The organism is Rheinheimera sp. B2H12 (assembly GCF_059620065.1).
Genome location: NZ_CM184363.1, coordinates 4,031,123 through 4,052,676, shown reverse-complemented (window position 1 = coordinate 4,052,676; position 21,554 = coordinate 4,031,123). Strand labels below are relative to the sequence as shown.

Genomic DNA, 21,554 nt, shown 5'->3' with positions numbered 1-21,554 from the left:
TCGCCGGCATTATGTGGGGGGATGTCGCCTTCGCTGGCGTACTTAACGATTAAACCGCAGGTTGTTGCTGGGTAATGCAGTGCACGTTACCGCCACCGAGCAGAATTTCCCGGCCTGGTACAGTCACTACCAGGTGATCCGGGAACACCTTACCCAGAATGTCCGCGGCCACCGCATCCATCGGATCGTCAAAGGTTGGCAACACCAGACCGCCATTACATAGATAAAAATTGATGTAAGAACCGGCCAGTCGCGCTTGCGCTTCCCGCGGCGTGGCAGCACCGGTTAAATCGACAGTGGCATATTCTTCGGCATCCGCCAATAACGGGCCTGGCACTGGCAGTTTATGAATAATAAACTTGCGACCTTTGGCATCAGTACTGTTTTCCAACACCTCCAGCGCCGCTTTCGAGCGGGCATACTGTGGATCAGACTCGTCATCCGTCCAGGCCAGCAACACTTCACCCGGCCGGACAAAACAGCACATGTTATCGACATGACCATCGGTCTCGTCGTTAAAAATGCCTTCTTCGAGCCAAATCACTTTATCGATGCCCAGATAATCGGACAACTGCTGCTCGATCTGGCTTTTACTCAGATGCGGATTGCGGTTTGGATTCAGTAAACACTCAGCTGTGGTCAGCAAAGTGCCTTCGCCGTCAGTGTGAATAGCGCCGCCTTCCAGCACAAAGCCCTCAGTGCGGTAACGCGCCAGACCTTCGGTGTTTAGCACTTTTTGTGCCACTTGATCATCCAGATCCCAAGGGAAATACAGCCCCCCCTGTAAGCCGCCCCAGGCGTTAAAGGTCCAGTCGACCCCACGCACTTCTTGCCCATTGGTGACAAAAGTCGGGCCTGTGTCGCGACACCAGGCGTCGTTATTTGACACTTCAATCACCCGCACCGGGAACTGGGTCGCTTGCAATGCCAGTTGCGCCTGCGCATTGGCAAACTGGCGGCCTGAAGCCATCACTGTGACAGGTTCAAACCGGGCGATAGCCCAAATCACCGCGCAAAACGCCTGTTGTGCCGGTTTGGCACCCAGACGCCAGTTGTCACTACGCTCTGGCCATACCAGCCAGGTTTGTTGATGACGAGCCCATTCGGCTGGCATATAAAAACCATCTTGCCGTGGAGTGCTCTGTAAGGTCCGATCAGAAATATATCCGCTCACGTCAGTTTCCTGCAGCTTGGAAGGCGCACCTTCCGGTTAAAAAGACATCAGGCCAGAAAATTCCGGCCTGACTGAGACTCATAAATGGCGTTGCCTTGACCGTTATTCAGCGCTATTGCGCGGGATGGTTTTGCCATCTTTGGTCAGCAGGGTGTCGAATAAATCGACCCGGCGGTCACGGTACACGCCCCAGCTGCGACGGATATGCGCCAGCGCGTTCAGATCAAAAGTGTGCACCAGCACGGCTTCGCTGACTTCATCAGCTTCAGCGACTTTGGCGCCAAACTGGTCGGCAATAAAGGAGCTGCCATAGAAGGTAATAGAAAAATCACCTTCAGTTTCAGTGCCGATGCGGTTTGATGCAATCAATGGCACTAAGTTGGCGGCAGCATGGCCTTGTTGGGTACGCTGCCAGTGATCGCGGGAAGAAATGGTAGGATCATGCGGCTCGCTGCCGATAGCGGTTGGGTAGAACAGTAGTTCTGCGCCCATCAATGCCATGCTGCGGGCACATTCCGGGTACCATTGGTCCCAGCAAATACCGATGCCGATTTTGGCATAGGCGGTATCCCACACTTTGAAGCCGGTATCACCCGGGGTGAAATAGTATTTTTCGCTGTAACCCGGACCGTCCGGAATATGGCTTTTGCGATAAGTACCCAGGTAAGCACCATCGGCATCAACCACGGCCACACTGTTGTAGAAGCAATTGCCTGAGCGCTCATAAAAGCTGATCGGCAGCACCACTTTTAATTCTTTTGCCAGTTTTTGGAAGTGCAAAAAGGCAGCATTTTCTTCCAGCGGTACGGCAAAACTAAGGTATTCAGGTTTTTGCTTCTGGCAGAAGTAGTTACGTTCAAACAACTCTTGTAACAGGATAATTTGTGCACCCTGGCTGGCCGCTGCCCGCACCAGTTTTTCGCCACGGGCGATATTTTCTTCAACATTCCAGCCACCGATCATCTGGGTAGCGGCCACTGTGACGTTACGTGTGACGTTTGACATGCAACATTCTCCAAAGCAAGAGGGAAAAAGGAAACTCTACTTTAGCCATAAAGCAGCGCCACGGCAAAATTAAATCCGGCTGACGGCTGTAGCTAACGTTGATTCGGGCGCGCAAAATGCCGGATTTTTCACCGGGCGTCAACGCTTTTTTAGCTGACGTTGGCCAGAGCCAGCTGATTGAATCAACAGGGAATTGATATGTGAAATAACTGAATAAAGATGAGTTTTATATGCGCTTTGGCAAAACCAAAGGATCAGGAAATGAGCCTTCGCAGTGTGTCCGTAGGTGTTCCGAATAAGATATTAAAAAGCGTTCAAAGCTGCTGTTGCTTTGAACGCTGTCATGGACTCGCAGCAGTGCCGCTTATATGGCAGTGGCCAGCTTGGCGGCTAACAACAATAACTCGGGTTGTAAGCGCGTTTTGTAGTTAATATGGGCAAAGCTAAATTGCACTTCGCCCTTGGTATTGAGCAGATACACCGCAGGCACCGGCAGCACCGCTTTACCGGTTTGATCATAAGTGAGTTTGATACCATAACTATCTTTATAAGTGGCCGTGGTTTTGGCATCCAAATAATAAGCAAGGCCAAAGGCTTGTGCGGCGGCTAACTTTTCGTCCGACAACAGTTGATAGCTCAGCGCCACGTCTTTGGTGTTTTGCTGGTTTTTGCTCACAGCTCTAGGCGCTTCCGGGCTGATGGCAATGATTTGGTAACCCAGTTTGGTAAATTCGGCTTCGACTTGTTGTAAACCCGCCAATTGGGTATTGCAATACGGGCACCAGCCGCCGCGATAAAACACCAGCACTGTGGGTTTTTGTTTAATTTCTGCGAGCAGATCAACAGGTTTGCCTTGTTGATCTTGCAGGCTGATCGCTGGCACTGTGCTGCCGTTTAACAGCGGCCGAACTTGCTCTGGTGTTTCTGCGATGTGAGCGGCAAGCGGTAAGCTTGCGCTAAATAACAAAGCTGTGGTGAATGTTTGCCAAAGTTTCATAGATCATCCTATTTGAAGGGGCCGTTCGCACGGCGGTGTCATGATAGTTCGGCTATTAGAACGTCCGGATGGCTGTTTTCTTTCAGCGATGTGGAAATAAAAAGCGGAAAAAAGCTGATCCAGCGCAGAGCCTGCTGGTTATTCTCAGTTAGAATGGCTGATATAACTGTGTAGCCGGCAAAAAGCTAAGGAAATCCAGTGTTTGATATGGTGATTGTTGGTGGGGGTATGGTGGGGGCTGCGCTGGCATTAAAGTTCAGCCAGGCTGGTTTACAAGTTGCCTTATTGGAAAAAACGGCACCATTGCCGTTGGCAGACACAGCGCCTTTTGATTTAAGAGTCAGTGCCATTAATAGACGCAGCGAAGCTTGGCTGCAGGGTCTTGGTGCTTGGGACTTGTTGCAGAGTGCGCGGTTATGCCCATATCAACGGTTACAAGCTTTTGAAACGCCGCAAAGCGGTCATGCTTGGTTGGGGCAGCCTGAATTAACCTTTACCGCGGCCGAAATTAGCCAACCCCACTTGGGTCATATCGTGGAAAATCAGCATTTGCAAGCGGCTTTATGGCAGGCTTTTCCGGCCTCACTCCAACTATTTTGCCCGGCGACAGTGTTGTCATTGCAGCAAAACGCCGAGTGTGCCGTCGTGCAAACTGCAGAGTTTGGTGCAATCCGTGGCCGTTTGCTGATTGCTGCTGATGGTGGTCAATCGCAGTTACGCAGTTTGGCCGGCATTGGTTGCCATGGCTGGCAATATCAGCAAGGTTGTCTGGTGGCGACCGTGGAGACTGCTTATGGTCAGCAGGATATCACCTGGCAACAATTTACTGAGCAGGGTCCACGAGCATTTTTGCCCTTACCAGGTGCGCAGGCGTCTTTGGTCTGGTACGACGATGTGTATAAAGTACAGCAACTGGCCAAACTGCCGCCGCAGGAACTGGCACAGCAAATCCGGCAGCATTTTCCTGCCAAATTGGGTGAAATTAAACTGCTGCAACAAGGCTGGTTTGCGCTGACCCGGATGCATGCCAATCAGTATTATGCCCATCGGGTGGTGTTGGTTGGGGATGCCGCTCATACCATCAATCCGCTGGCGGGTCAGGGTGTCAATCTTGGTTTTGCTGATGCCATGTTATTAGCTGAACTGGTACTGGCTGCGAACGACAAAGGCCAGGATCCGGCCGATGCAACACTGCTGGCCAGTTACCAACGCCAGCGTAAAGCGGCGAACTTGCTGATGATGTCGGCGATGGACGGCTTTTATCAGGTATTTAAAAGTGACTGGCCGCTACTGCGACTGGCCAGGCAAACTGGGTTAACGCTGGCCGCCAAAGCCGGACCGCTTAAAGCCTGGGTTGGGGCTTATGCGGCGGGTTTGAAGTAAAATTAACGCTGCTGCAGTTGTTGGGGGGTTGCACAAGTTGATTCTCCTGGCGAGGCGACAAGAAAGGCCCCACTGCGGGGGCCTGATGCTGCAGTGAGCTAGCCGTTAGAAATCAATTGATAAACCAGCATTGACTGAGCGACCAGCGCCACGCATTGTGGCAGGTGCAATCCCCATCATCATATTGGCTGAAGCGTATTCCAGCCCGCCCAAAGGCAGCCGGTAAGCGCGATCTAACAGGTTGTCTATGCCAGCATCCAGCCGGATACTGCGGGTCAGATCCAGGCTGGTCCTGAAGTTAATCAGGGCATAACCGGCCGTTGGTTGTTCAGCCCGCAGCGCACTCACACGGTCTTTGTTGTCGACCAGGACAGCTTCCAGTTTGCTACTCCATGCACCATCAGCATGGTCGAGCGCAATGCGCGCATTCAGCGGCATGATGTTATAAAGATTATCGCCACCGTCCGCCTTGGCTCTGACGTAAGCCAGGTTTGCACGTATACGCCAGACACCTGCCAGTTGACCCAGCACTTTGTGGCTATCGATATCAACACCATACAATGTTGCATCTTCGTTGACAAAACGCAGTGATTGCCGGTCGACCAGCATACTCATATTGTAAGGATTTAGATTGGTGTTTGCGGTGACGTTGATGTAATCCTCCACCTGAGTGTAAAAGGGGGCAACTTTTAACTGCCAGTCTGTGCCGGTGGTATCATGCCAGTCGGCACTCAGGCGCAGGCTATAGGCCACTTCAGGCTCGAGATCGATATTACCGACATAAGAGTTCAGATCGCCGAACCAGTTGTTCATCAGGCCAGCCATCATGGCTTCGTTTGACCAGGTATAGCGCTCATGCAGGTTGGGGGAACGGATTTTTCGTGACAGGCCCAGCTCATAAGTTTGGCTGGCGCTTTGGCTATAACGGGCTGATGCAGTCAGATCAAGATTCAAATCGTCACGATGATGATCCAGGGCATTAAAAGCTGCAGCATCTGTTTGGTAAGTTGAATCCTCATAAGGCGTCGACCCCATCATGCCGCCATAGCTGCCATCGGCTGCGCTGTGGTAACCCACCACAGCACCGGTATTCATCCGAACCTGTTCTAGCCTGGCCCCAAGCTGAGTGAAAAGTTTAGCGTTGACTGGCTGATCCAGTTCGGAAAATAAAGCAAAACGTTGCCTTTTACCATCCCGGATGTTCCAGAAATCATGCGGGCCCATAAAACTATTCTCTAACGCAGGCCACCAGTCATCCAGCGAGTAACGATGAAACTCATGACCTAAGCGTAAAGTGTTTGTTGCGGCCAGTGAGGTGGTCGCAATCACTGAATAACCCAGATCTGCGGCATCAGTGTCCATCGGCATTTGGCCGCCTTTTTCCGGTAGTATATCCATCTTATGTCGGACGCTCTGGCGGTATGCCCGCGCTTCCAACAAGCCCCAATTGAAATCTCCGCTGTAGGCAGCATTCAAAGACAGGCTTTTGTTGTAGGTCATGTCCATGGCCTGGTTTGGAAATCCCTGCAGCGGAATATCCTGCCAGCCTATATCCAGTGAAAACAGATCGGCGTCATGTTTTGCTGCCAGTTTGATTGCATTGTTACGGACTTTATAGCGACTGGCTCCGACAACCTTGCCATCACCATCCTGATAATTTCCGGCATCGACTGTGTTACCGACGTAACTCAGATGAAAGTTTTCTGACGCCATACTGGCACGGGCATTGAGACCCTTTACATCACCATTGCCACGATAATAAGTGGTCAAGTTGCCATCAGTTTTTACATCAGCTCCCGCTTTGGTAAACTCTGGCGCCGCAGAGACTACCTGGATAGTGCCACCAATACTGTCACCACCCTGACTGACTGGCACAACCCCGGCATAAACCTGGATCTGACTCAGTGCCACAGGTGCGATATAAGAAAGTGCTGGATTCATATGATTGGGACAAGCTGAGGTGATCGTCATCCCATCCACCGAAATCTTTAAACGATCATCGGCCAGCCCATTCATGACTGGCAGACTGGACACGCCGCCGCCAGTATAAAAACTGACGCCCGGCGTTTCCTCGAGTAGCTTAGCGGTATCATCGCTGGCAAATTGCCCTTTGCCGCTGATGGTGCGGCTAAAAACGGCCTGATCGAGCGCAGAAGCTTTCACTTCAATCGCCGGAAGTCTGTGCACCTTCTGTTGCGGCTGGGTTGTTGCCGCCTGACTGGAAAATACGGTAGCGAAGGCGAGGGCGAGTGGAGACAACGACAGAGCTATAGTTTTGCCAGCGTGGTAGTTTGATTTCATCTGGGCCTCAGTTTAAACCATCAACAAAAGAAAGAGAGGCGCGATTATAAGCGGAGCTCAGGTGTCGTCATGTGCGGCATATTGTCGCATGCTGATTGCAGCTACTGGCATGATCGTCCGACTGCATTATGGCGATTGCCTGGCGGCGCACAGAATTACCCTTGCTGGCTGAGTTACCGAACAATGACTAGGTAGTTTGAATTGCTTTTACATCAATAGTTTGAGCTTTGGATGCTTGGGGGCTTGAAGAAGCACAAAAGAAAAACCCAGCCGAAGCTGGGTTATCAAAGAATGGCAGGGGTACAGGGATTCGAACCCCAGAATGGCGGGATCAAAACCCGCTGCCTTACCGCTTGGCTATACCCCTGCAGAAATTTTGTGGCGCATATTGTATGAACTGATGACCATACTGCCACTAAATTTAATGGCAGGGGTGCAGGGATTCGAACCCCAGAATGGCGGGATCAAAACCCGCTGCCTTACCGCTTGGCTACACCCCTGCAGAAACTGCAGAATTCTTACTTGCTATGGTGCGGAAGAAGAGACTCGAACTCTTACGCCTCGCGGCGCTGGAACCTAAATCCAGTGCGTCTACCAATTTCGCCACTTCCGCATGCACTAGACTATCTCGACAATTAAGTGGTGGCTACAGCGGGAATCGAACCTGCGACCCCAGCATTATGAGTGCTGTGCTCTAACCAGCTGAGCTATGTAGCCACTATGTCTTAGTTGTCCTAAGCAAGTGGCGCGTATTATGCTCAGATGCGTTTTTAACGTCAACCGTTTTTTTAAAACTATTCAGTCGTTTTGATTCGTTTGCTGATTTTCTATTCATCTTGCTGGAAACTCAACCAGTTTTACCGGCAAATAACCGCTCAGCAGCCGGATTTACTGGGGTTTCAGGGCAAATTACTTTAGTATCCAGACTGCGTTGCGGCAATCGCCCGCGCTCCGACTGCAGCCAAGACTGCTTATTTACGCCAAAGCGTAAAAAATGATTACAGGAGATCCAATGTCTGTTTCAGCAACTCAAGCCGCGGCGCCACCACGCTGGCCACGGCAGTTACCCTACATTATTGCCAGTGAAGCCTGTGAGCGTTTTAGCTTTTATGGCATGCGCAATATTCTGACGCCGTTTTTAATGACCGCTTTGCTGCTGTCTATTCCAGAGCAGCTGCGCTCTGGCGCTGCCAAAGATGTGTTCCACTCTTTTGTCATCGGGGTGTATTTTTTCCCATTATTAGGTGGCTACCTGGCCGACCGTTGGTTTGGCAAGTACAACACTATTTTATGGCTGAGTCTGATTTATTGTATCGGTCATGCTTTTCTGGCTATTTTTGAGCACAGTATCAATGGTTTTTATACCGGTTTGTTTTTAATAGCGCTGGGATCCGGCGGTATTAAACCTTTAGTGTCTTCCTTTATGGGAGACCAGTTTGACCAAAGCAACAAGAAGCTAGCGCGCAAAGCCTTCGACTGGTTTTACTTCACCATTAACTTCGGTTCGTTTTTTGCGTCCTTATTTATGCCGTTGTTGCTGAAATATTATGGCGCGGCGGTGGCCTTTGGTATTCCGGGTATTCTGATGTTTATCGCCACCTTATTTTTCTGGTTAGGCCGCAAACGTTATGTCCACGTGCCGCCTGAGCCAAAAAATCCGCATGGTTTTTTACCTGTCATCCGGACTGCTTTAATGGCAACACAAGCAGGGCAGGCCAATAGCGGTCTTTACGTTGCTGTTATCGGCGTTGCGCTTGCTGGGTATGCATTATCACAAATGAGTTCACTGGGCATAGTGGCTGCGCTTTGTCTGGCGCTGGTGCTGGTGATGGGCTTTGGCGGCGCTGGTGCCGCCCTGCAACTGGAACGGGCCAGAGCTGTGCATCCGGATCAGGCGGTGGATGGTGTGCGTTCAGTGCTGCGGATTTTAATTTTGTTTGCGCTGGTGACGCCGTTCTGGTCTTTGTTCGACCAAAAGGCTTCAACCTGGATTTTGCAAGCCAATGACATGGTCAAACCTGACTGGTTCGAACCGGCGATGATGCAGGCACTGAACCCGGCGCTGGTGATGATCCTGATCCCATTTAATCATTTGGTGCTGTATCCATTTCTGGAAAAATGCGGTGTGCAATTGACGGCGCTGCGCAAAATGGGCGCTGGTATTGCGGTGACGGGGCTCAGTTGGATTGTGATAGGGAGCATCCAACTGATGATGGACCTTGGTACTCCGATGAATATCATGTGGCAAATTCTGCCTTATGCCTTGCTGACGATGGGCGAAGTACTGGTCTCTGCCACTGGCTTGGAGTTTGCTTATAGCCAGGCCCCGGCCACCATGAAAGGCACTATCACCAGTTTCTGGAATCTGTCGGTCACCGTCGGTAACTTATGGGTGCTGTTAGCCAATAACAGCATTAAAACGCCAGCCGTGACGGCGCAGGTCAGTCAGACCGGCCTCAGCGAAACCGCCTTTTTAATGTTTTTCTTTGCGGCCTTTGCACTATTGGCGGCGGCGATATTTGCGCTTTATGCCCGCAGTTATCCCATGCAGGATAATTACCGCCCTGTGGGTTAGTAGAACAGGTAAACCACAGTTTGGTTTGTCTATATCCAGAAATAACAAAGCCACCTTGCGGTGGCTTTGTTTTATAGGGTAGAACGTCGAACCCCCAAAGGCATAGACGCTAAAAGCTTAAACGTTAAACAAGAAATGCATCACGTCGCCGTCTTTACAGACGTAAGATTTACCTTCTACCCGCAGTTTACCGGCTTCTTTAGCACCGGCTTCGCCTTTACAGGCGATAAAGTCATCAAAAGACACTACCTGAGCGCGGATAAAACCACGTTCGAAGTCGGTGTGAATCACGCCTGCGGCTTGTGGGGCTGTGGCGCCAACCGGAATGGTCCAGGCGCGTACTTCTTTCACGCCAGCGGTGAAGTAAGTGTGCAGGTTTAACAGCGAATAACCACCGCGGATCACCCGGTTCAGGCCTGGTTCTTCGAGGCCCATCGATTCTAAAAATTCTGCTTTTTCACTGTCTTCCAGTTCGGCAATTTCAGATTCAATAGCGGCACAGATAGCCACCACAATAGCGCCTTCTTTGGCGGCAATGGCTTTCACCACATCTAAATGCGGGTTGTTATCAAAACCATCTTCCAGCACGTTGGCGATATACATGGTTGGTTTGATGGTTAAGAAGTTCATGTACGAAACCAAAGCTTTTTCATCATCGGATAAAGCCAGCTGACGTAAAGTCAGGCCTTCTTCCAGATGTTGTTTGATTTTTTCCAGCACTTCAATTTCAGCTTTGGCGTCTTTGTCACCGGCTTTGGCTTTTTTGCTGACACGGAAAATGGCTTTTTCCGCGCTGTCCATATCAGACAACACCAGCTCCATATTGATGGTGTCGATATCGTCGGCCGGATCAATTTTACCAGCAACGTGGATGATGTTCTCATCGTCAAAACAACGCACTACATGGCCAATGGCATCGGTTTCACGGATATTGGCTAGGAATTTATTACCCAAGCCTTCACCTTTGGAAGCGCCTTTGACTAAACCTGCGATATCAACAAATTCCATCGTGGTGGGCAAAATCCGCTGTGGATTGACAATCTCTGCCAGTTGCTGCAAACGCAGATCCGGCACTGGGACCACCCCGGTGTTTGGCTCAATGGTACAAAACGGGAAGTTGGCCGCTTCAATGCCTGCTTTGGTCAACGCGTTGAATAAAGTAGATTTACCGACGTTTGGTAAACCCACGATGCCACATTTAAAACCCATGAGATGATCCTTTGTACTAAGTGCAGGCGGGCCTGCGAAATCGGCCAGCAAAACTAAGTTGCTGCGTTGGCCAGTGTCAAAGCTCAAGGCTTAAACAGTGGCTTTAAAACTATGTAATCTGTGCTGGGCTTTCACCAGATCTTGCTGTTGCCAGAGTTCAAAACAACGCAGGCTTTCATCGAGCGCGTCTTCAATCAGTCGCTGCTCTGCCTGCGGGGCTTTGCCCAGCACATAACCTGTGACTTTGTCTTTGTGGCCAGGATGGCCAATGCCCAGTCGCAGGCGATAGAAATTCGGATCGTTGCCAAATTTGGCGGCGATATCTTTTAAACCATTGTGGCCGGCATGGCCACCACCGAGCTTGAGTTTAGCAATGCCAGGCTCCAGTGCCATTTCATCATGGGCAACCAGAATCGCTTGAGGTGGAATTTTGTAAAACTGCGCCATCGCCAGTACGGCTTTGCCGCTTAAGTTCATAAAGGTCGTCGGCACCAATAACTTGATTTCACGGCCTTCAAATAAGAACTTGCCGGTCAGACCAAAAAATTTGGCTTCGGCTTTCAGATTGGTATTAAAACGACGGGCCAGTTGTTCGACGAACCACTGGCCAGCGTTGTGACGTGTATTGCTGTATTCGGGGCCCGGATTACCCAGGCCCACGACTAACTGAATAACTTCAGTCATTATTACTCAGCAGCGTCGTCTGCTTTACCAGCTGGTTTGTTTACAGAAACAACAGCTTGGTCATGACCAGCGCCTTTAGCCAGTTCAGCGATAACAACGCCAGCTGGAACTTTCAGGTCTGATAAGTGCAGAGTTACACCCACTTCAACATCAGCTAAATCCACTTCGATGAATTCAGGCAGGTTTTGTGGCAGCACAGTGATAGCGATTTCGTTGATATGGTGAGCAACGATGCCACCTTTCTTCGCTGCAGCAGCTTCGTTGATGAAGTGGACAGGAACAACAGTGTGCAGCTCATGGCCAGCTTCAACACGTTGGAAGTCAACGTGAGTTACTTTTGGCTTGAACGGGTGACGTTGCATTGCTTTAACGATTGCTTTCACTTCTTCACCGCCGACGTTGATAGTCAGGATGTGGGTGTAGAAACCTTCGTTCGCTTGCGCTTGTAACAGCTTAGAGTGATCCAGCGTAATAGATACAGGGGCAGCAGCGCCACCGTAGATGATAGCTGGAACTTTGTCCGCGTGACGCAGGCGGCGGCTCGCACCTTTCCCCAGGTCGTTACGAACTTCAGCATTTAACGTGTAAATGGCGTTAGACATGTTTATCTCCAAAAATGAATTGCTCTGGTTTCCGCGACCAGAAAACCAGAAAGAAGCTTTTTCCGGCTGGCGGAAAAAAGCGCGACATAATAGCACCGGGGGGCTTGGGCTGCAAATACAAAAGGCGCTTTAAAGCGCCTTTTGTCTGTCAGTCTGAATGAGCCTGATTAGTCAAACATAGAAGAAATGGATTCTTCGTTGCTAATGCGGCGGATACATTCAGCCATCATTTCGCTTAAAGTCAGTTGTTTCACTTTGCTGACCGCTTTCATTTCTGCGCTCAGTGGGATGGTGTCTGTAATGATCAGCTCATCAATCACTGAGTTGGCGATGTTTTCGGCGGCATTGCCAGAGAATACCGGGTGCGTGGCGTAAGCAAACACGCGGCGCGCGCCTTGTTCTTTTAAGGCTTCAGCGGCTTTACATAAAGTGCCGCCAGTGTCGATCATATCGTCAACAATGATACAGTCGCGATCTTTCACGTCACCGATGATGTGCATCACCTGAGCAACGTTAGCTTTTGGCCGGCGTTTGTCGATGATGGCTAAGTCGGCATCATTCAGCAGCTTGGCAATAGCACGGGCCCGCACCACACCACCGATATCCGGCGATACCACCACTGGCGCCTGGAATTCACGTTTACGCATATCATCCAACAGCACTGGCGAAGCAAAAACGTTATCGACCGGCACATCAAAGAAACCCTGAATTTGCTCTGCGTGCAGGTCTACCGTCAGCACCCGGTCCACACCGACGCTGGACAGGAAGTCAGCCACCACTTTGGCAGTGATTGGCACCCGGGCGGAACGAACCCGGCGATCCTGACGGGCATAACCAAAATAAGGAATCACCGCAGTGATCCGGCCAGCAGAAGCACGACGTAATGCATCCACCATCACAATGAGTTCAATCAGATTGTCGTTGGTCGGGGCACAGGTAGACTGGATAATAAAAACGTCCGATCCACGGACGTTTTCATTAATTTGCACACTGACCTCTCCATCGCTGAAACGGCCGACTTCGGCGTCGCCCAGTTTGATATACAAACGGCTGGCAATTTTCTTGGCGAGTTCTGGTACGGCATTACCAGCGAATATCTTCATGTCGGGCACGGTAGGATCCTCAGGGCGGTGTTTGAGTCCGGTTAAAGTCTTCGGATGAGCACTTGCAAGCCCATCCTCTCGTTATACCTTTCACCCTTGACGATGTGGGGGTGTTGCCTTCATGTGTTCGCCTCAGTCACATAGATTGCTATGTTCCTGAGGACTCACTCATTCGGCGCCTACCCACATCATCAATGATTTTAGGTATCTACGGCATGTTCCAACGCGGTCAGCACAGGCGACCGGTTGACCCCTCGCGCTACAAAACCGCGGCAATTGGCCGGTAAGTGGGCAAGGGCTCGACGAGCACTGAGTTCGTCCGGGAATTCAGCGAATACACTGGCACCAGTACCCGTCATTCGAGACGGCGCGTATTCTACCAACCACTGTAAGGTTATTGCAACATCAGGGTAAAGGCGTTCGACCAGTGGCTGACAGTCATTGCGCCAACGGCGAACGTTGTCCAAGTCTAGTACATCATCGGCTGAAATCACGGCGCTGTTGCGGATTAAATCCGGATGGGTAAACACCTCGGCGGTGCTGACATGGCAAGCTGGCGTGACAACCAGATAGATAGTTTCAGGCAATGTTACCTGCTGTAATTGTTCGCCGACGCCTTGGGCAAAAGCGCTGTGGCCTTGCACAAAAAATGGCACATCAGCCCCCAGTTGCAAGCCAATAGCCGCCAGTTCGCTGCTCGTTAGCTGCAGTTGCCATAACTGATTCAGCGCCAGTAAAGTGGTGGCAGCATCGGAGGAACCACCACCCAGACCACCGCCCATCGGTAATTTTTTATCCAGCACAATGTGCACGCCGGCCTCGGCTTTTGCCAGTGGTTTTAAAGCCAGAGCAGCCCTATAAATCAGGTTGTCCGGGCCTGCCAGTTGTGCGTCATGACAGCTTAAACTGATGTTGCCACTGGTATTGGCCGTAAAATGCAATTCATCGCCGTAATCCAGCATTTGAAATAAGGTTTGCAGCAAATGATAACCATCCGGCCGTCGGCCGGTGATATGCAAAAATAAATTCAGTTTGGCCGGTGCTGGTAAAGTCAGTTGGCCAGTTGGGGTGACAGTAGTCATTTCAGTCATCAAATCAGGTCCATCAGGTTAACACTGCATTATAAAGTCCACTGGCGGATCACCAGGGTGAGCTTGGTATCACTGGATTGCAGCACAATTTTTTTCGGTAAGGACAGCCGGTCCGGAAAAAACGACAGATAACTGACCTGCCAGCGACGCTGCTGAGAATCCAGTAAACTGAAACTGGTCAGCCGACCGAGCGGATCCCAGCGTAAATCTGAGCTGTTCTGACCGGCCATACCCTTCAGCCAGAGCGGCATGTCAGCAATCGGCAGTGACCAGCCGGATAAATAATCCAGCAGTACATCGGCCGACTCAGCCTGATGGGTGTCGCCGCTTACGGTGACGCTGGCGCCGTCAGCAGTGGTCTGCAATTGAAAAATATTGACGCCGATAAAGCTGTTCATGGACGCACTATACTGTTCAGCTTGCTGTTGCCAGTTCAGAGTTCCACTGACCGAATCGGCGGGAGCTTTTACCCCCAAAGATGCCACCAGACTGAAATTGGCCAGTGTGGCCAGTTGTTGTTGGCGCTGCTTCGCGGGCAACGGCAATTCAGCCACCACTGGTTGCTGCCAACTGGCACAACCGGATAACAACAGAGCACAGAGCAAAAACAAGGCGCGCAGGCGAATGACTTGACTGATCATGATTCCTCTTTGGTAAATACAGCCTGCAGCAGGCTGGCCAGCGCCTTTACCGGTTTGGCGCAGGCAACGGTGTCAGTTAAAGCGGCCACAAACGCAGTTAAGGCTTTTCATGGCATCGGTATTTTCGTACAATTCGCGCTTTCTCCGTTGGCACGGCCCGTTCGCACGCCCTGTCAGGGCCATATCATACAGGTGAATGACTATTTTTGCGCTTGGCATTAATCACAAAACTGCGCCTGTAGCCTTACGGGAACAAGTTGCTTTTGCTCCGGAGCAAGTGGCGCAAGCGCTGCTGGATTTAACGGCGCAAACTCAGGTGACTGATGCGGTGATAGTGTCAACCTGCAACCGAACCGAGCTGTATTTTAGCGGCAGTGTGGCGCAATCTAAACAAGTGATTGCCTGGTTAGCCAAATTTCATCAGTTAGAACTGGTAGACGTCGCGGCGCATTTGTATCTGCATCAGGACGATGCCGCGGCCGCCCATTTGATGAGAGTGGCAGCCGGACTGGATTCACTGGTGCTGGGCGAACCACAGATTTTTGGCCAGGTAAAACAAGCTTATAGTCAATCGCGACAGGTCGGCACTATTCAGCCGGTGTTTGAGCGGTTATTTCAGAAAACATTTGCGGTAGCCAAACAGGTCCGGACTGAAACCGACATTGGTGCCAGCGCGGTGTCAGTGGCTTTTGCTGCGGTGGCGCTGGCAAAACAGATTTTCGGTAAACTTGATACCGTTAAAGTGCTGTTGATTGGCGCTGGTGAAACCATTGAGCTGGTGGCCAAACATTTACTGGAACATGGGGCTTCGCAACTGACAGTGGCCAATCGCTCTTACGACAGAGCGGCGGCGCTGGCCAGCCAGTTTCAGGGTCAGGTAGTCAGTCTGGCGCAGGTGCCACAAGCGCTGACCGATGCCGATGTGGTGATCAGTTCCACCGCCAGTACCTTGCCGATTGTCGGTAAAGGCATGGTGGAGCAGGCGTTAAAAAAACGCCGGCATAAACCGATGTTTCTGGTGGATTTAGCCGTTCCCAGAGATATTGAAGCTCAGGTGGCTGAGCTGGAAGACGCGTATTTATATACCGTTGATGATTTACAAAATATCGTGTCGCAGAATATGCAGTCGCGCCAGCAAGCGGCTGCTCAGGCCGAAACCATGATTGCTGCCGGGGTGGCCGACTTCAGCCAGTGGTTGCAACTGCAAGGCAATATCGACTGGGTGCGGGATTATCGCGAGCGCTGTGAAGCGGTGCGGCACGAACTGGTGCAACGGGCGCTGAAGCAACTGGCCAGTGGTCAGGATGCGGAAAAAGTGTTGCAGGAAATGGCGACTAAACTCAGTAACCGGCTGATGCACGCCCCAACCAAAACCATCCGCCATTTGTTGCAGGATGACAGGGTTGAAGCTAAAACTTTGATCAATTTTTTATTAGATATCTAATCAGGTACCACATTCCCCATGAAAGAAACGGTTTATCGTAAACTCGAAGGTCTGGTTGAACGTTATGAAGAAGTTCAGGCGTTGCTCAGTGACGCAGGCGTGATTTCAGATCAAAGCCGCTTTCGGGAATTGTCCAAAGAATACAGCCAGTTAGAACCCATTGCGCTGGCATTCCATCAATTTCAGCAAGCGCAGCAGGATGTGGCTGGCGCTGAAGAGATGATGAAAGACTCAGATCCGGATATGCGCGACATGGCGCAGGAAGAGTTTAAAGCGGCGAAAGAGCGGGTGGAACAGCTGGATCAGGAATTACAAATCCTGTTACTGCCGAAGGATCCCAATGATCACAACAACTGTTTCCTCGAGATCCGCGCCGGTGCTGGTGGCGATGAAGCCGCTATTTTTGCCGGTGATGTATTCCGGATGTACAGCCGTTTCTGCGAAAAGCGCCGCTTTAAAGTGGAAATTGTCAGCTGCAACGAAGGCGAACACGGCGGTTATAAAGAAGTGATTGCCAGCGTGCAGGGCGAAGGCGCTTACGGTATTTTTAAATTTGAATCCGGTGGCCATCGGGTGCAACGCATCCCGGCCACTGAATCACAAGGCCGGGTGCATACTTCCGCTTGTACCGTGGCTATTATGCCGGAAGTACCGGAAAGTGAGGCTATTGAAATCAATCCGGCGGATTTAAAAGTGGATACCTACCGGGCCTCAGGCGCAGGGGGTCAGCACGTGAATAGGACCGATTCTGCCATTCGGATCACCCACTTACCCACCGGGATTGTGGTGGAATGTCAGGACGAGCGTTCGCAGCATAAAAACCGTGCCCGCGCCATGAGCGTGCTGCAATCGCGTATTCAGGCGGCTGAAGATGAAAAACGCCGTCTGGTGGAAGAATCGACCCGTCGCTCTCTGGTGGGCTCCGGTGACCGTTCTGAGCGGATCCGGACTTATAACTTCCCGCAGGGACGGCTGACTGATCACCGCATCAACCTGACCATCTACCGTTTGCTGGAAGTGATGGAAGGTGAGTTAGATTTGGTGTTAGGTCCGCTCAATAACGAGCACCAGGCCGATCTGCTGGCGGCGTTGGCGGAAGAAAACCGTTAATGCCAGGCCACAGGGGGCTGTTGTGACACAAAGTTACAGCCAATGGCTGCAACAGGCCGCCACCGCGTTACAGGCTTTGGCTGAGCGCGACAGTGCGCTGGAGGATGTAAGATTGGAGGCGCGACGGCTGCTGGCTGATGTGCTCCAGATCAGCCCGACCGCGCTGATGAGCCGGTTACCGGATCTGTTAACAGCGCCGCAGCAGGCGATGTTAGACGCCGCGCTGCAGCGGCGCTTAACCGGTGAACCGCTGGCTTATATTACCGGCCGTTGGTGGTTTTGGGATCTGGAACTGGAAGTGGCGCCTTGTACCTTAATTCCCCGGCCTGATACTGAGTTGCTGGTCGAACAGGCGCTGGCGCTGGCGTTACCGACGCAAGCGCAAGTGCTTGATTTAGGCACAGGTACCGGTGCTATCGCACTGGCACTTGCCAACAGTCAACCGAACTGGCAACTGACGGCGGTTGATTTTCAGCCAGCAGCGGTGGCGCTGGCGAATCGCAACCGCGAGCGGCTTGGGCTTGGCAATTGCCAGATCCGGCAAAGCGACTGGTACAGCGCAGTCACAGGCTGTCGGTTTGATTTAATCCTCAGTAATCCCCCTTACATTGACGCAGCCGATCCGCATTTGCAGCAAGGCGATGTCCGGTTCGAACCTGCCAGCGCCTTAGTGGCTCCCGGTCAGGGCCTGGCTGATTTGGCACAAATTTGCGCCGGGGCCATGGCCCATCTGCAGCCGGACGGCTGGTTATGGCTGGAACATGGTTATCAGCAAGCCGAAGCAGTCCAGCAGTTGTTACTGCAAGCCGGTTTTTGCAATGTCAGTTCCAGACGCGATTATGGCGGCCAATGGCGCATCAGTGGCGGCCAGCGCTGCTGACGCGCCAACTGCAGCCTATTGCCACCACTGTTGCCTGGCATTGACAGTTTTCTTGTTTGATTTCACAGCATTTTTTTGACCGCACCGCATTTACCGCATATAACTACTGACATGAGCTCAAGAAGTAAATATGAGGGAAAGGCGGTGGCCAACGATTTTTTATTTGCCGATGAACCGGAAGAGCAGTTGCCAACGCATAGCGGCAGCTGGAAAGTATTGATTGTTGATGATGAACCAGAAGTGCATGCAGTGACTAAACTGGCACTGAGTGATTTTGCTTTTCAGGGTAAAAATCTGGAGTTTTTCAGCGCTTATTCCGGCGCCGATGCCAGGGCACTGATTGCCTTACATCCGGATGCGGCCATTATTTTGCTCGATGTGGTGATGGAAACTGACGATGCCGGTTTGCTGGTGGCGCGTTATATCCGGGAAGAGCTGCATAATCATTATGTGCGGATTATTTTACGGACAGGTCAGCCCGGCCAGGCGCCCGAGCGGCAGGTGATTGTCAATTACGATATCAACGATTACAAATCTAAAACCGAATTGACGGCGCAAAAGCTGTTTACCGTGGTGATGTCGAGTCTGCGCTCATACCGCGATATTTTATCAATAGATTCCAGCCGCCAGGGGCTGGAGAAAATTATTACCGCCTCCGCTGATTTATTTTCCGCCCATTCGATGGAGCAATTTATTGATGGCGTGTTGCAACAACTGACCTCCATTTTAGGTTGTGATGAGGATGCGCTGCTGGTGACGTCCAGTCTGGTGGCCGGCAATGTCCATGATAACCAGCAGCCAGATGAATTGGTGGTCTTTGCCGGTCTTGGTGAATTTGAACACAAAGAAGGCCAGTCGGTGGCACAGGTACTGGACCCGATGCTGATGGAAGCTTTTCATCAGGCCTTACACAGCCGCAGCATCGTCTACAAAGACAACTATCTGGTGGCCTATTGCACCAGTAAATTTACCCATGGTTCCTTATTGTATGTGTCAGGTCTGCCGAATTTAGTGACAGATAATCAGAAACGACTGATTGAATTGTTTTCACAAAATGTGCAGATCGCCTATGAAAATGTGCAACTGCAAAATGAAATTGAAGATACCCAGCGCGAAATTGTTTATCGGCTCAGTGAGGCGGTGGAACAACGGTCGATTGAAACCGGTAACCATGTCAAGCGGGTCGCTTTTATCTGTTATGAGCTGGCCAAAGGTTATGGTCTGCCCGATGATGAAGCCGAGAAACTGATGTTCGCTTCGCCGTTACACGATGTCGGCAAAGTTGGGATCCCGGATGGTATTTTAAATAAACCGATGAAATTACAAGAACATGAGTGGGAAGTGATGAAAACTCATTCCAATATTGGTTATGAAATTCTGAAAAACTCCAAGCGGGCTATTATTCAGGCCGGGGCTGTGATTGCCCGTGATCATCATGAAAAATGGGATGGCACTGGTTATCCAGAAGGTAAAAAAGGCGAAGACATTCATGTGTACGGCCGCATTGCGGCGCTGGCCGATGTGTATGATGCACTCAGGCACCGCCGTTGTTACAAATCTGCCTGGAATGCAGAAGCCACTTTGGCGCATATCATGGCTGAATCCGGTAAACAATTTGAACCGGCGCTGGTCGAAATCTTAAAACTTCGGGTCGACAAACTGGAGTCTATCCTGCAAAAATACCCGGATGAGGAATAACAACGCGTTTTGGCGTTGACCCAGCAGCCACCTCAGGGTGGCTGTTGTGTTTCATCATCACACCCGGCTGCGCTTGGCCGGCTTATACTGCAGCATCGCTTGGCTTGGCCACAGCACTTAAAAAGAGAGAACACCTGATGTACATGGCACTGAAACATACCCACTTGTTACTGGTTGCGATCAGTTTATCGTTATTGTTGTTGCGGTTCGGGCTGTCACTGAAAGACTCGCCATTGTTACAGCGGAAATTTCTGAAAATTGCCCCCCATGTGGTTGATACCTTATTGCTGTTGTCGGCGGTTGGTTTGATGCTGACCATTTCGCAATATCCGTTTGTCACTCCCTGGCTGACGGAAAAACTGTTTGGCGTGCTGGCCTATATTGCGCTTGGCGTGATGGCCTTAAAAGGCCGCACTTTGTTGCTGCGTAGTTTTGGTCTGGCTGGTGCGCTTGGCTGGTTAGTGCTGGTGGTTAAAGTGGCTATCACTAAACAACCGGTGTTGTTCGGTTAATGGTTCGGTTAATGGTTTGGTGAAAGTGCAGGCCGGCCAGTGCTACTGTTGTGCCCGGTCTGCAGTGGCCAGAATTTTCAGCTGACCCCGGTTTTTTTGCCGGCAGCAGTGCTAAACTGCGGCCGTTATTTTTTGCTATTGCAGGAGGCCTGATGGCCAGTCAAATTATTCGGGTTGGCGGTATCGACGTTGCCAACGACAAACCTTTTGTGCTGTTTGGCGGCATGAACGTGCTGGAATCACGAGATCTGGCGATGCGAGTGGCGGAACATTATGTCACTGTCTGTCAGAAACTGGGCATCCCTTATGTGTTTAAGGCCTCGTTTGATAAAGCCAACCGTTCTTCCGTCCATTCCTACCGTGGACCAGGGCTGGAAGCGGGCTTAAGAATTTTTGAAGAAATTAAACGGACCTTTCAGGTGCCGCTAATTACCGACGTGCACGAACCTTATCAGGCCGCCCCTGTAGCTGAAGTGGTGGATGTGATCCAGTTACCGGCATTTTTAGCCCGGCAGACTGATTTGGTGATTGCAATGGCCAATACCGGCGCCGTGATCAATGTGAAAAAACCACAGTTTCTGGCCCCGCATGAAATGCGGCATATCCTGACCAAATTCAGTGAAGCCGGAAATGATCAGGTGATCCTGTGCGAACGCGGTTCCAGCTTTGGCTATAACAACCTGGTGGTCGACATGCTGGGCATGGACGAAATGAAGCAGTATGCGCCGGTGATTTTTGATGCCACCCACGCCCTACAAAAACCTGGTGGCCGCACTGATTCAGCCGATGGCCGTCGGGCCCAGGCCGCACAGCTGGCTCGCTCTGGTATGGCGCTTGGGTTGGCCGGTCTGTTTATTGAAGCCCACCCGAACCCGAATGAAGCTAAATGCGACGGTCCTTGTGCTTTACCGCTGGATAAGCTGGAGCCTTATTTACAGCAAATGCAGGCGCTGGACCAGTTAGTGAAAAGTTTCCCTCCATTGGATACTGCTGCCAACTAAGTCGTGGCACCGGCTGCAGCCATGCTGGCCAGCCAGTGCCGATTTTGGCTTTTATCGCCATTATCCTGGAAGATTCGCAGTTGTTGCCTTCGCTCTCAGGCCCCAGTCACATAGACAGCTATGCTGCAGGGGCCTCGCTCCCTC

18 protein-coding genes and 4 tRNA genes are annotated in these 21,554 nt (G+C 51.3%); 8 read left to right on the top strand and 14 right to left on the bottom strand.

Going from position 1 to position 21,554, the window contains the following annotated elements:
* Nucleotides 1-49: 49 nt before the first annotated feature.
* The 3 genes from aguA to AC53GJ_RS17410 form a co-directional block, all read right to left on the bottom strand.
* Nucleotides 50-1,174 carry an agmatine deiminase gene (gene aguA, locus AC53GJ_RS17420; RefSeq protein WP_496729607.1) on the bottom strand — a complete coding sequence of 375 codons (1,125 nt, stop codon included), beginning with the start codon at nt 1,172-1,174 and terminating at the stop codon, nt 50-52.
* 102 nt (nt 1,175-1,276) lie between these two features.
* Entirely contained in the window at nt 1,277-2,179 is a 903-nt protein-coding gene (gene aguB / locus AC53GJ_RS17415; protein WP_496729605.1) for an N-carbamoylputrescine amidase, read from the bottom strand.
* 364 nt (nt 2,180-2,543) lie between these two features.
* Complete coding sequence (locus AC53GJ_RS17410) at nt 2,544-3,176, bottom strand: peroxiredoxin-like family protein (protein WP_496729604.1); 633 nt, start codon at nt 3,174-3,176, stop codon at nt 2,544-2,546.
* A 207-nt stretch (nt 3,177-3,383) separates the two neighbouring features.
* On the opposite strand from AC53GJ_RS17410, the gene AC53GJ_RS17405 reads away from it, so the two are divergent.
* Complete coding sequence (locus tag AC53GJ_RS17405; RefSeq protein ID WP_496732811.1) at nt 3,384-4,559, top strand: FAD-dependent monooxygenase; 1,176 nt, start codon at nt 3,384-3,386, stop codon at nt 4,557-4,559.
* A gap of 105 nt (nt 4,560-4,664) precedes the next feature.
* On the opposite strand, the gene AC53GJ_RS17400 is transcribed toward AC53GJ_RS17405, so the two are convergent.
* From AC53GJ_RS17400 to AC53GJ_RS17380, 5 genes are all read right to left on the bottom strand, one after another.
* Nucleotides 4,665-6,860 (bottom strand): TonB-dependent receptor, encoded by a 2,196-nt coding sequence (locus AC53GJ_RS17400; RefSeq protein ID WP_496729603.1) that lies wholly within the window; start codon nt 6,858-6,860, stop codon nt 4,665-4,667.
* 292 nt (nt 6,861-7,152) lie between these two features.
* A tRNA-Gln gene (locus AC53GJ_RS17395) sits at nt 7,153-7,227 on the bottom strand.
* Nucleotides 7,228-7,285: 58 nt separating this feature from the next.
* Nucleotides 7,286-7,360: transfer RNA gene (locus AC53GJ_RS17390), tRNA-Gln, on the bottom strand.
* Between the two features lie 28 nt (nt 7,361-7,388).
* A tRNA-Leu gene (locus AC53GJ_RS17385) sits at nt 7,389-7,473 on the bottom strand.
* Between the two features lie 27 nt (nt 7,474-7,500).
* Nucleotides 7,501-7,577, bottom strand: a tRNA-Met gene (locus AC53GJ_RS17380).
* 295 nt (nt 7,578-7,872) lie between these two features.
* On the opposite strand from AC53GJ_RS17380, the gene AC53GJ_RS17375 reads away from it, so the two are divergent.
* Nucleotides 7,873-9,435, top strand: coding sequence for a POT-type proton-dependent oligopeptide transporter (locus AC53GJ_RS17375; RefSeq protein WP_496729601.1), 1,563 nt, complete (start codon nt 7,873-7,875; stop codon nt 9,433-9,435).
* Nucleotides 9,436-9,552: 117 nt separating this feature from the next.
* On the opposite strand, the gene ychF is transcribed toward AC53GJ_RS17375, so the two are convergent.
* From ychF to lolB, 6 genes are all read right to left on the bottom strand, one after another.
* Entirely contained in the window at nt 9,553-10,644 is a 1,092-nt protein-coding gene (gene ychF, locus AC53GJ_RS17370) for a redox-regulated ATPase YchF (RefSeq protein ID WP_496729600.1), read from the bottom strand.
* Between the two features lie 90 nt (nt 10,645-10,734).
* Nucleotides 10,735-11,328 (bottom strand): aminoacyl-tRNA hydrolase, encoded by a 594-nt coding sequence (pth, locus tag AC53GJ_RS17365; RefSeq protein ID WP_496729599.1) that lies wholly within the window; start codon nt 11,326-11,328, stop codon nt 10,735-10,737.
* 2 nt (nt 11,329-11,330) lie between these two features.
* Nucleotides 11,331-11,930 carry a 50S ribosomal protein L25/general stress protein Ctc gene (locus AC53GJ_RS17360; protein WP_496729597.1) on the bottom strand — a complete coding sequence of 200 codons (600 nt, stop codon included), beginning with the start codon at nt 11,928-11,930 and terminating at the stop codon, nt 11,331-11,333.
* Nucleotides 11,931-12,097: 167 nt separating this feature from the next.
* Nucleotides 12,098-13,033, bottom strand: coding sequence for a ribose-phosphate pyrophosphokinase (locus tag AC53GJ_RS17355; protein ID WP_488085320.1), 936 nt, complete (start codon nt 13,031-13,033; stop codon nt 12,098-12,100).
* A gap of 200 nt (nt 13,034-13,233) precedes the next feature.
* Nucleotides 13,234-14,115 (bottom strand): 4-(cytidine 5'-diphospho)-2-C-methyl-D-erythritol kinase, encoded by an 882-nt coding sequence (gene ispE / locus AC53GJ_RS17350; RefSeq protein ID WP_496732810.1) that lies wholly within the window; start codon nt 14,113-14,115, stop codon nt 13,234-13,236.
* A 38-nt stretch (nt 14,116-14,153) separates the two neighbouring features.
* The gene (gene lolB / locus AC53GJ_RS17345) at nt 14,154-14,765 is read right to left on the bottom strand and encodes a lipoprotein insertase outer membrane protein LolB (protein ID WP_496729596.1); all 612 of its coding nucleotides are present in this window, start codon (nt 14,763-14,765) and stop codon (nt 14,154-14,156) included.
* A gap of 196 nt (nt 14,766-14,961) precedes the next feature.
* Here lolB and hemA point away from each other — a divergent pair, with 196 nt between their 5' ends.
* From hemA to kdsA, 6 genes are all read left to right on the top strand, one after another.
* Nucleotides 14,962-16,209 (top strand): glutamyl-tRNA reductase, encoded by a 1,248-nt coding sequence (hemA, locus tag AC53GJ_RS17340; protein WP_496729594.1) that lies wholly within the window; start codon nt 14,962-14,964, stop codon nt 16,207-16,209.
* Between the two features lie 18 nt (nt 16,210-16,227).
* On the top strand, nt 16,228-17,319 hold the full coding sequence (gene prfA / locus AC53GJ_RS17335) for a peptide chain release factor 1 (RefSeq protein WP_496729592.1): 1,092 nt from the start codon (nt 16,228-16,230) through the stop codon (nt 17,317-17,319).
* A 22-nt stretch (nt 17,320-17,341) separates the two neighbouring features.
* Nucleotides 17,342-18,199, top strand: a complete 858-nt coding sequence (gene prmC, locus AC53GJ_RS17330; protein ID WP_496729591.1) for a peptide chain release factor N(5)-glutamine methyltransferase — start codon at nt 17,342-17,344, stop codon at nt 18,197-18,199.
* Nucleotides 18,200-18,343: 144 nt separating this feature from the next.
* A complete protein-coding gene (locus AC53GJ_RS17325) occupies nt 18,344-19,897 on the top strand; it encodes a DUF3369 domain-containing protein (protein WP_496729589.1) in 1,554 nt (517 codons plus the stop codon).
* Nucleotides 19,898-20,034: 137 nt separating this feature from the next.
* Nucleotides 20,035-20,409: a SirB2 family protein gene (locus AC53GJ_RS17320; protein WP_496729588.1), complete on the top strand. Its 375-nt coding sequence runs from the start codon at nt 20,035-20,037 to the stop codon at nt 20,407-20,409.
* 152 nt (nt 20,410-20,561) lie between these two features.
* On the top strand, nt 20,562-21,410 hold the full coding sequence (kdsA, locus tag AC53GJ_RS17315; protein ID WP_496729586.1) for a 3-deoxy-8-phosphooctulonate synthase: 849 nt from the start codon (nt 20,562-20,564) through the stop codon (nt 21,408-21,410).
* Nucleotides 21,411-21,554: the final 144 nt, after the last annotated feature.

Bases quoted from the DNA above. Each gene is read 5' to 3' on its own strand.
- aguB (WP_496729605.1), bottom strand. From the start codon at position 2,179: ATGTCAAACGTCACACGTAACGTCACAGTGGCCGCTACCCAGATGATC.
- ispE (WP_496732810.1), bottom strand. From the start codon at position 14,115: ATGACTACTGTCACCCCAACTGGCCAACTGACTTTACCAGCACCGGCC.
- AC53GJ_RS17410 (WP_496729604.1), bottom strand. From the start codon at position 3,176: ATGAAACTTTGGCAAACATTCACCACAGCTTTGTTATTTAGCGCAAGC.
- AC53GJ_RS17360 (WP_496729597.1), bottom strand. From the start codon at position 11,930: ATGTCTAACGCCATTTACACGTTAAATGCTGAAGTTCGTAACGACCTG.
- hemA (WP_496729594.1), top strand. From the start codon at position 14,962: ATGACTATTTTTGCGCTTGGCATTAATCACAAAACTGCGCCTGTAGCC.
- AC53GJ_RS17355 (WP_488085320.1), bottom strand. From the start codon at position 13,033: ATGAAGATATTCGCTGGTAATGCCGTACCAGAACTCGCCAAGAAAATT.
- pth (WP_496729599.1), bottom strand. From the start codon at position 11,328: ATGACTGAAGTTATTCAGTTAGTCGTGGGCCTGGGTAATCCGGGCCCC.
- prfA (WP_496729592.1), top strand. From the start codon at position 16,228: ATGAAAGAAACGGTTTATCGTAAACTCGAAGGTCTGGTTGAACGTTAT.
- AC53GJ_RS17400 (WP_496729603.1), bottom strand. From the start codon at position 6,860: ATGAAATCAAACTACCACGCTGGCAAAACTATAGCTCTGTCGTTGTCT.
- AC53GJ_RS17320 (WP_496729588.1), top strand. From the start codon at position 20,035: ATGTACATGGCACTGAAACATACCCACTTGTTACTGGTTGCGATCAGT.
- AC53GJ_RS17375 (WP_496729601.1), top strand. From the start codon at position 7,873: ATGTCTGTTTCAGCAACTCAAGCCGCGGCGCCACCACGCTGGCCACGG.
- AC53GJ_RS17405 (WP_496732811.1), top strand. From the start codon at position 3,384: ATGGTGATTGTTGGTGGGGGTATGGTGGGGGCTGCGCTGGCATTAAAG.
- kdsA (WP_496729586.1), top strand. From the start codon at position 20,562: ATGGCCAGTCAAATTATTCGGGTTGGCGGTATCGACGTTGCCAACGAC.
- lolB (WP_496729596.1), bottom strand. From the start codon at position 14,765: ATGATCAGTCAAGTCATTCGCCTGCGCGCCTTGTTTTTGCTCTGTGCT.
- ychF (WP_496729600.1), bottom strand. From the start codon at position 10,644: ATGGGTTTTAAATGTGGCATCGTGGGTTTACCAAACGTCGGTAAATCT.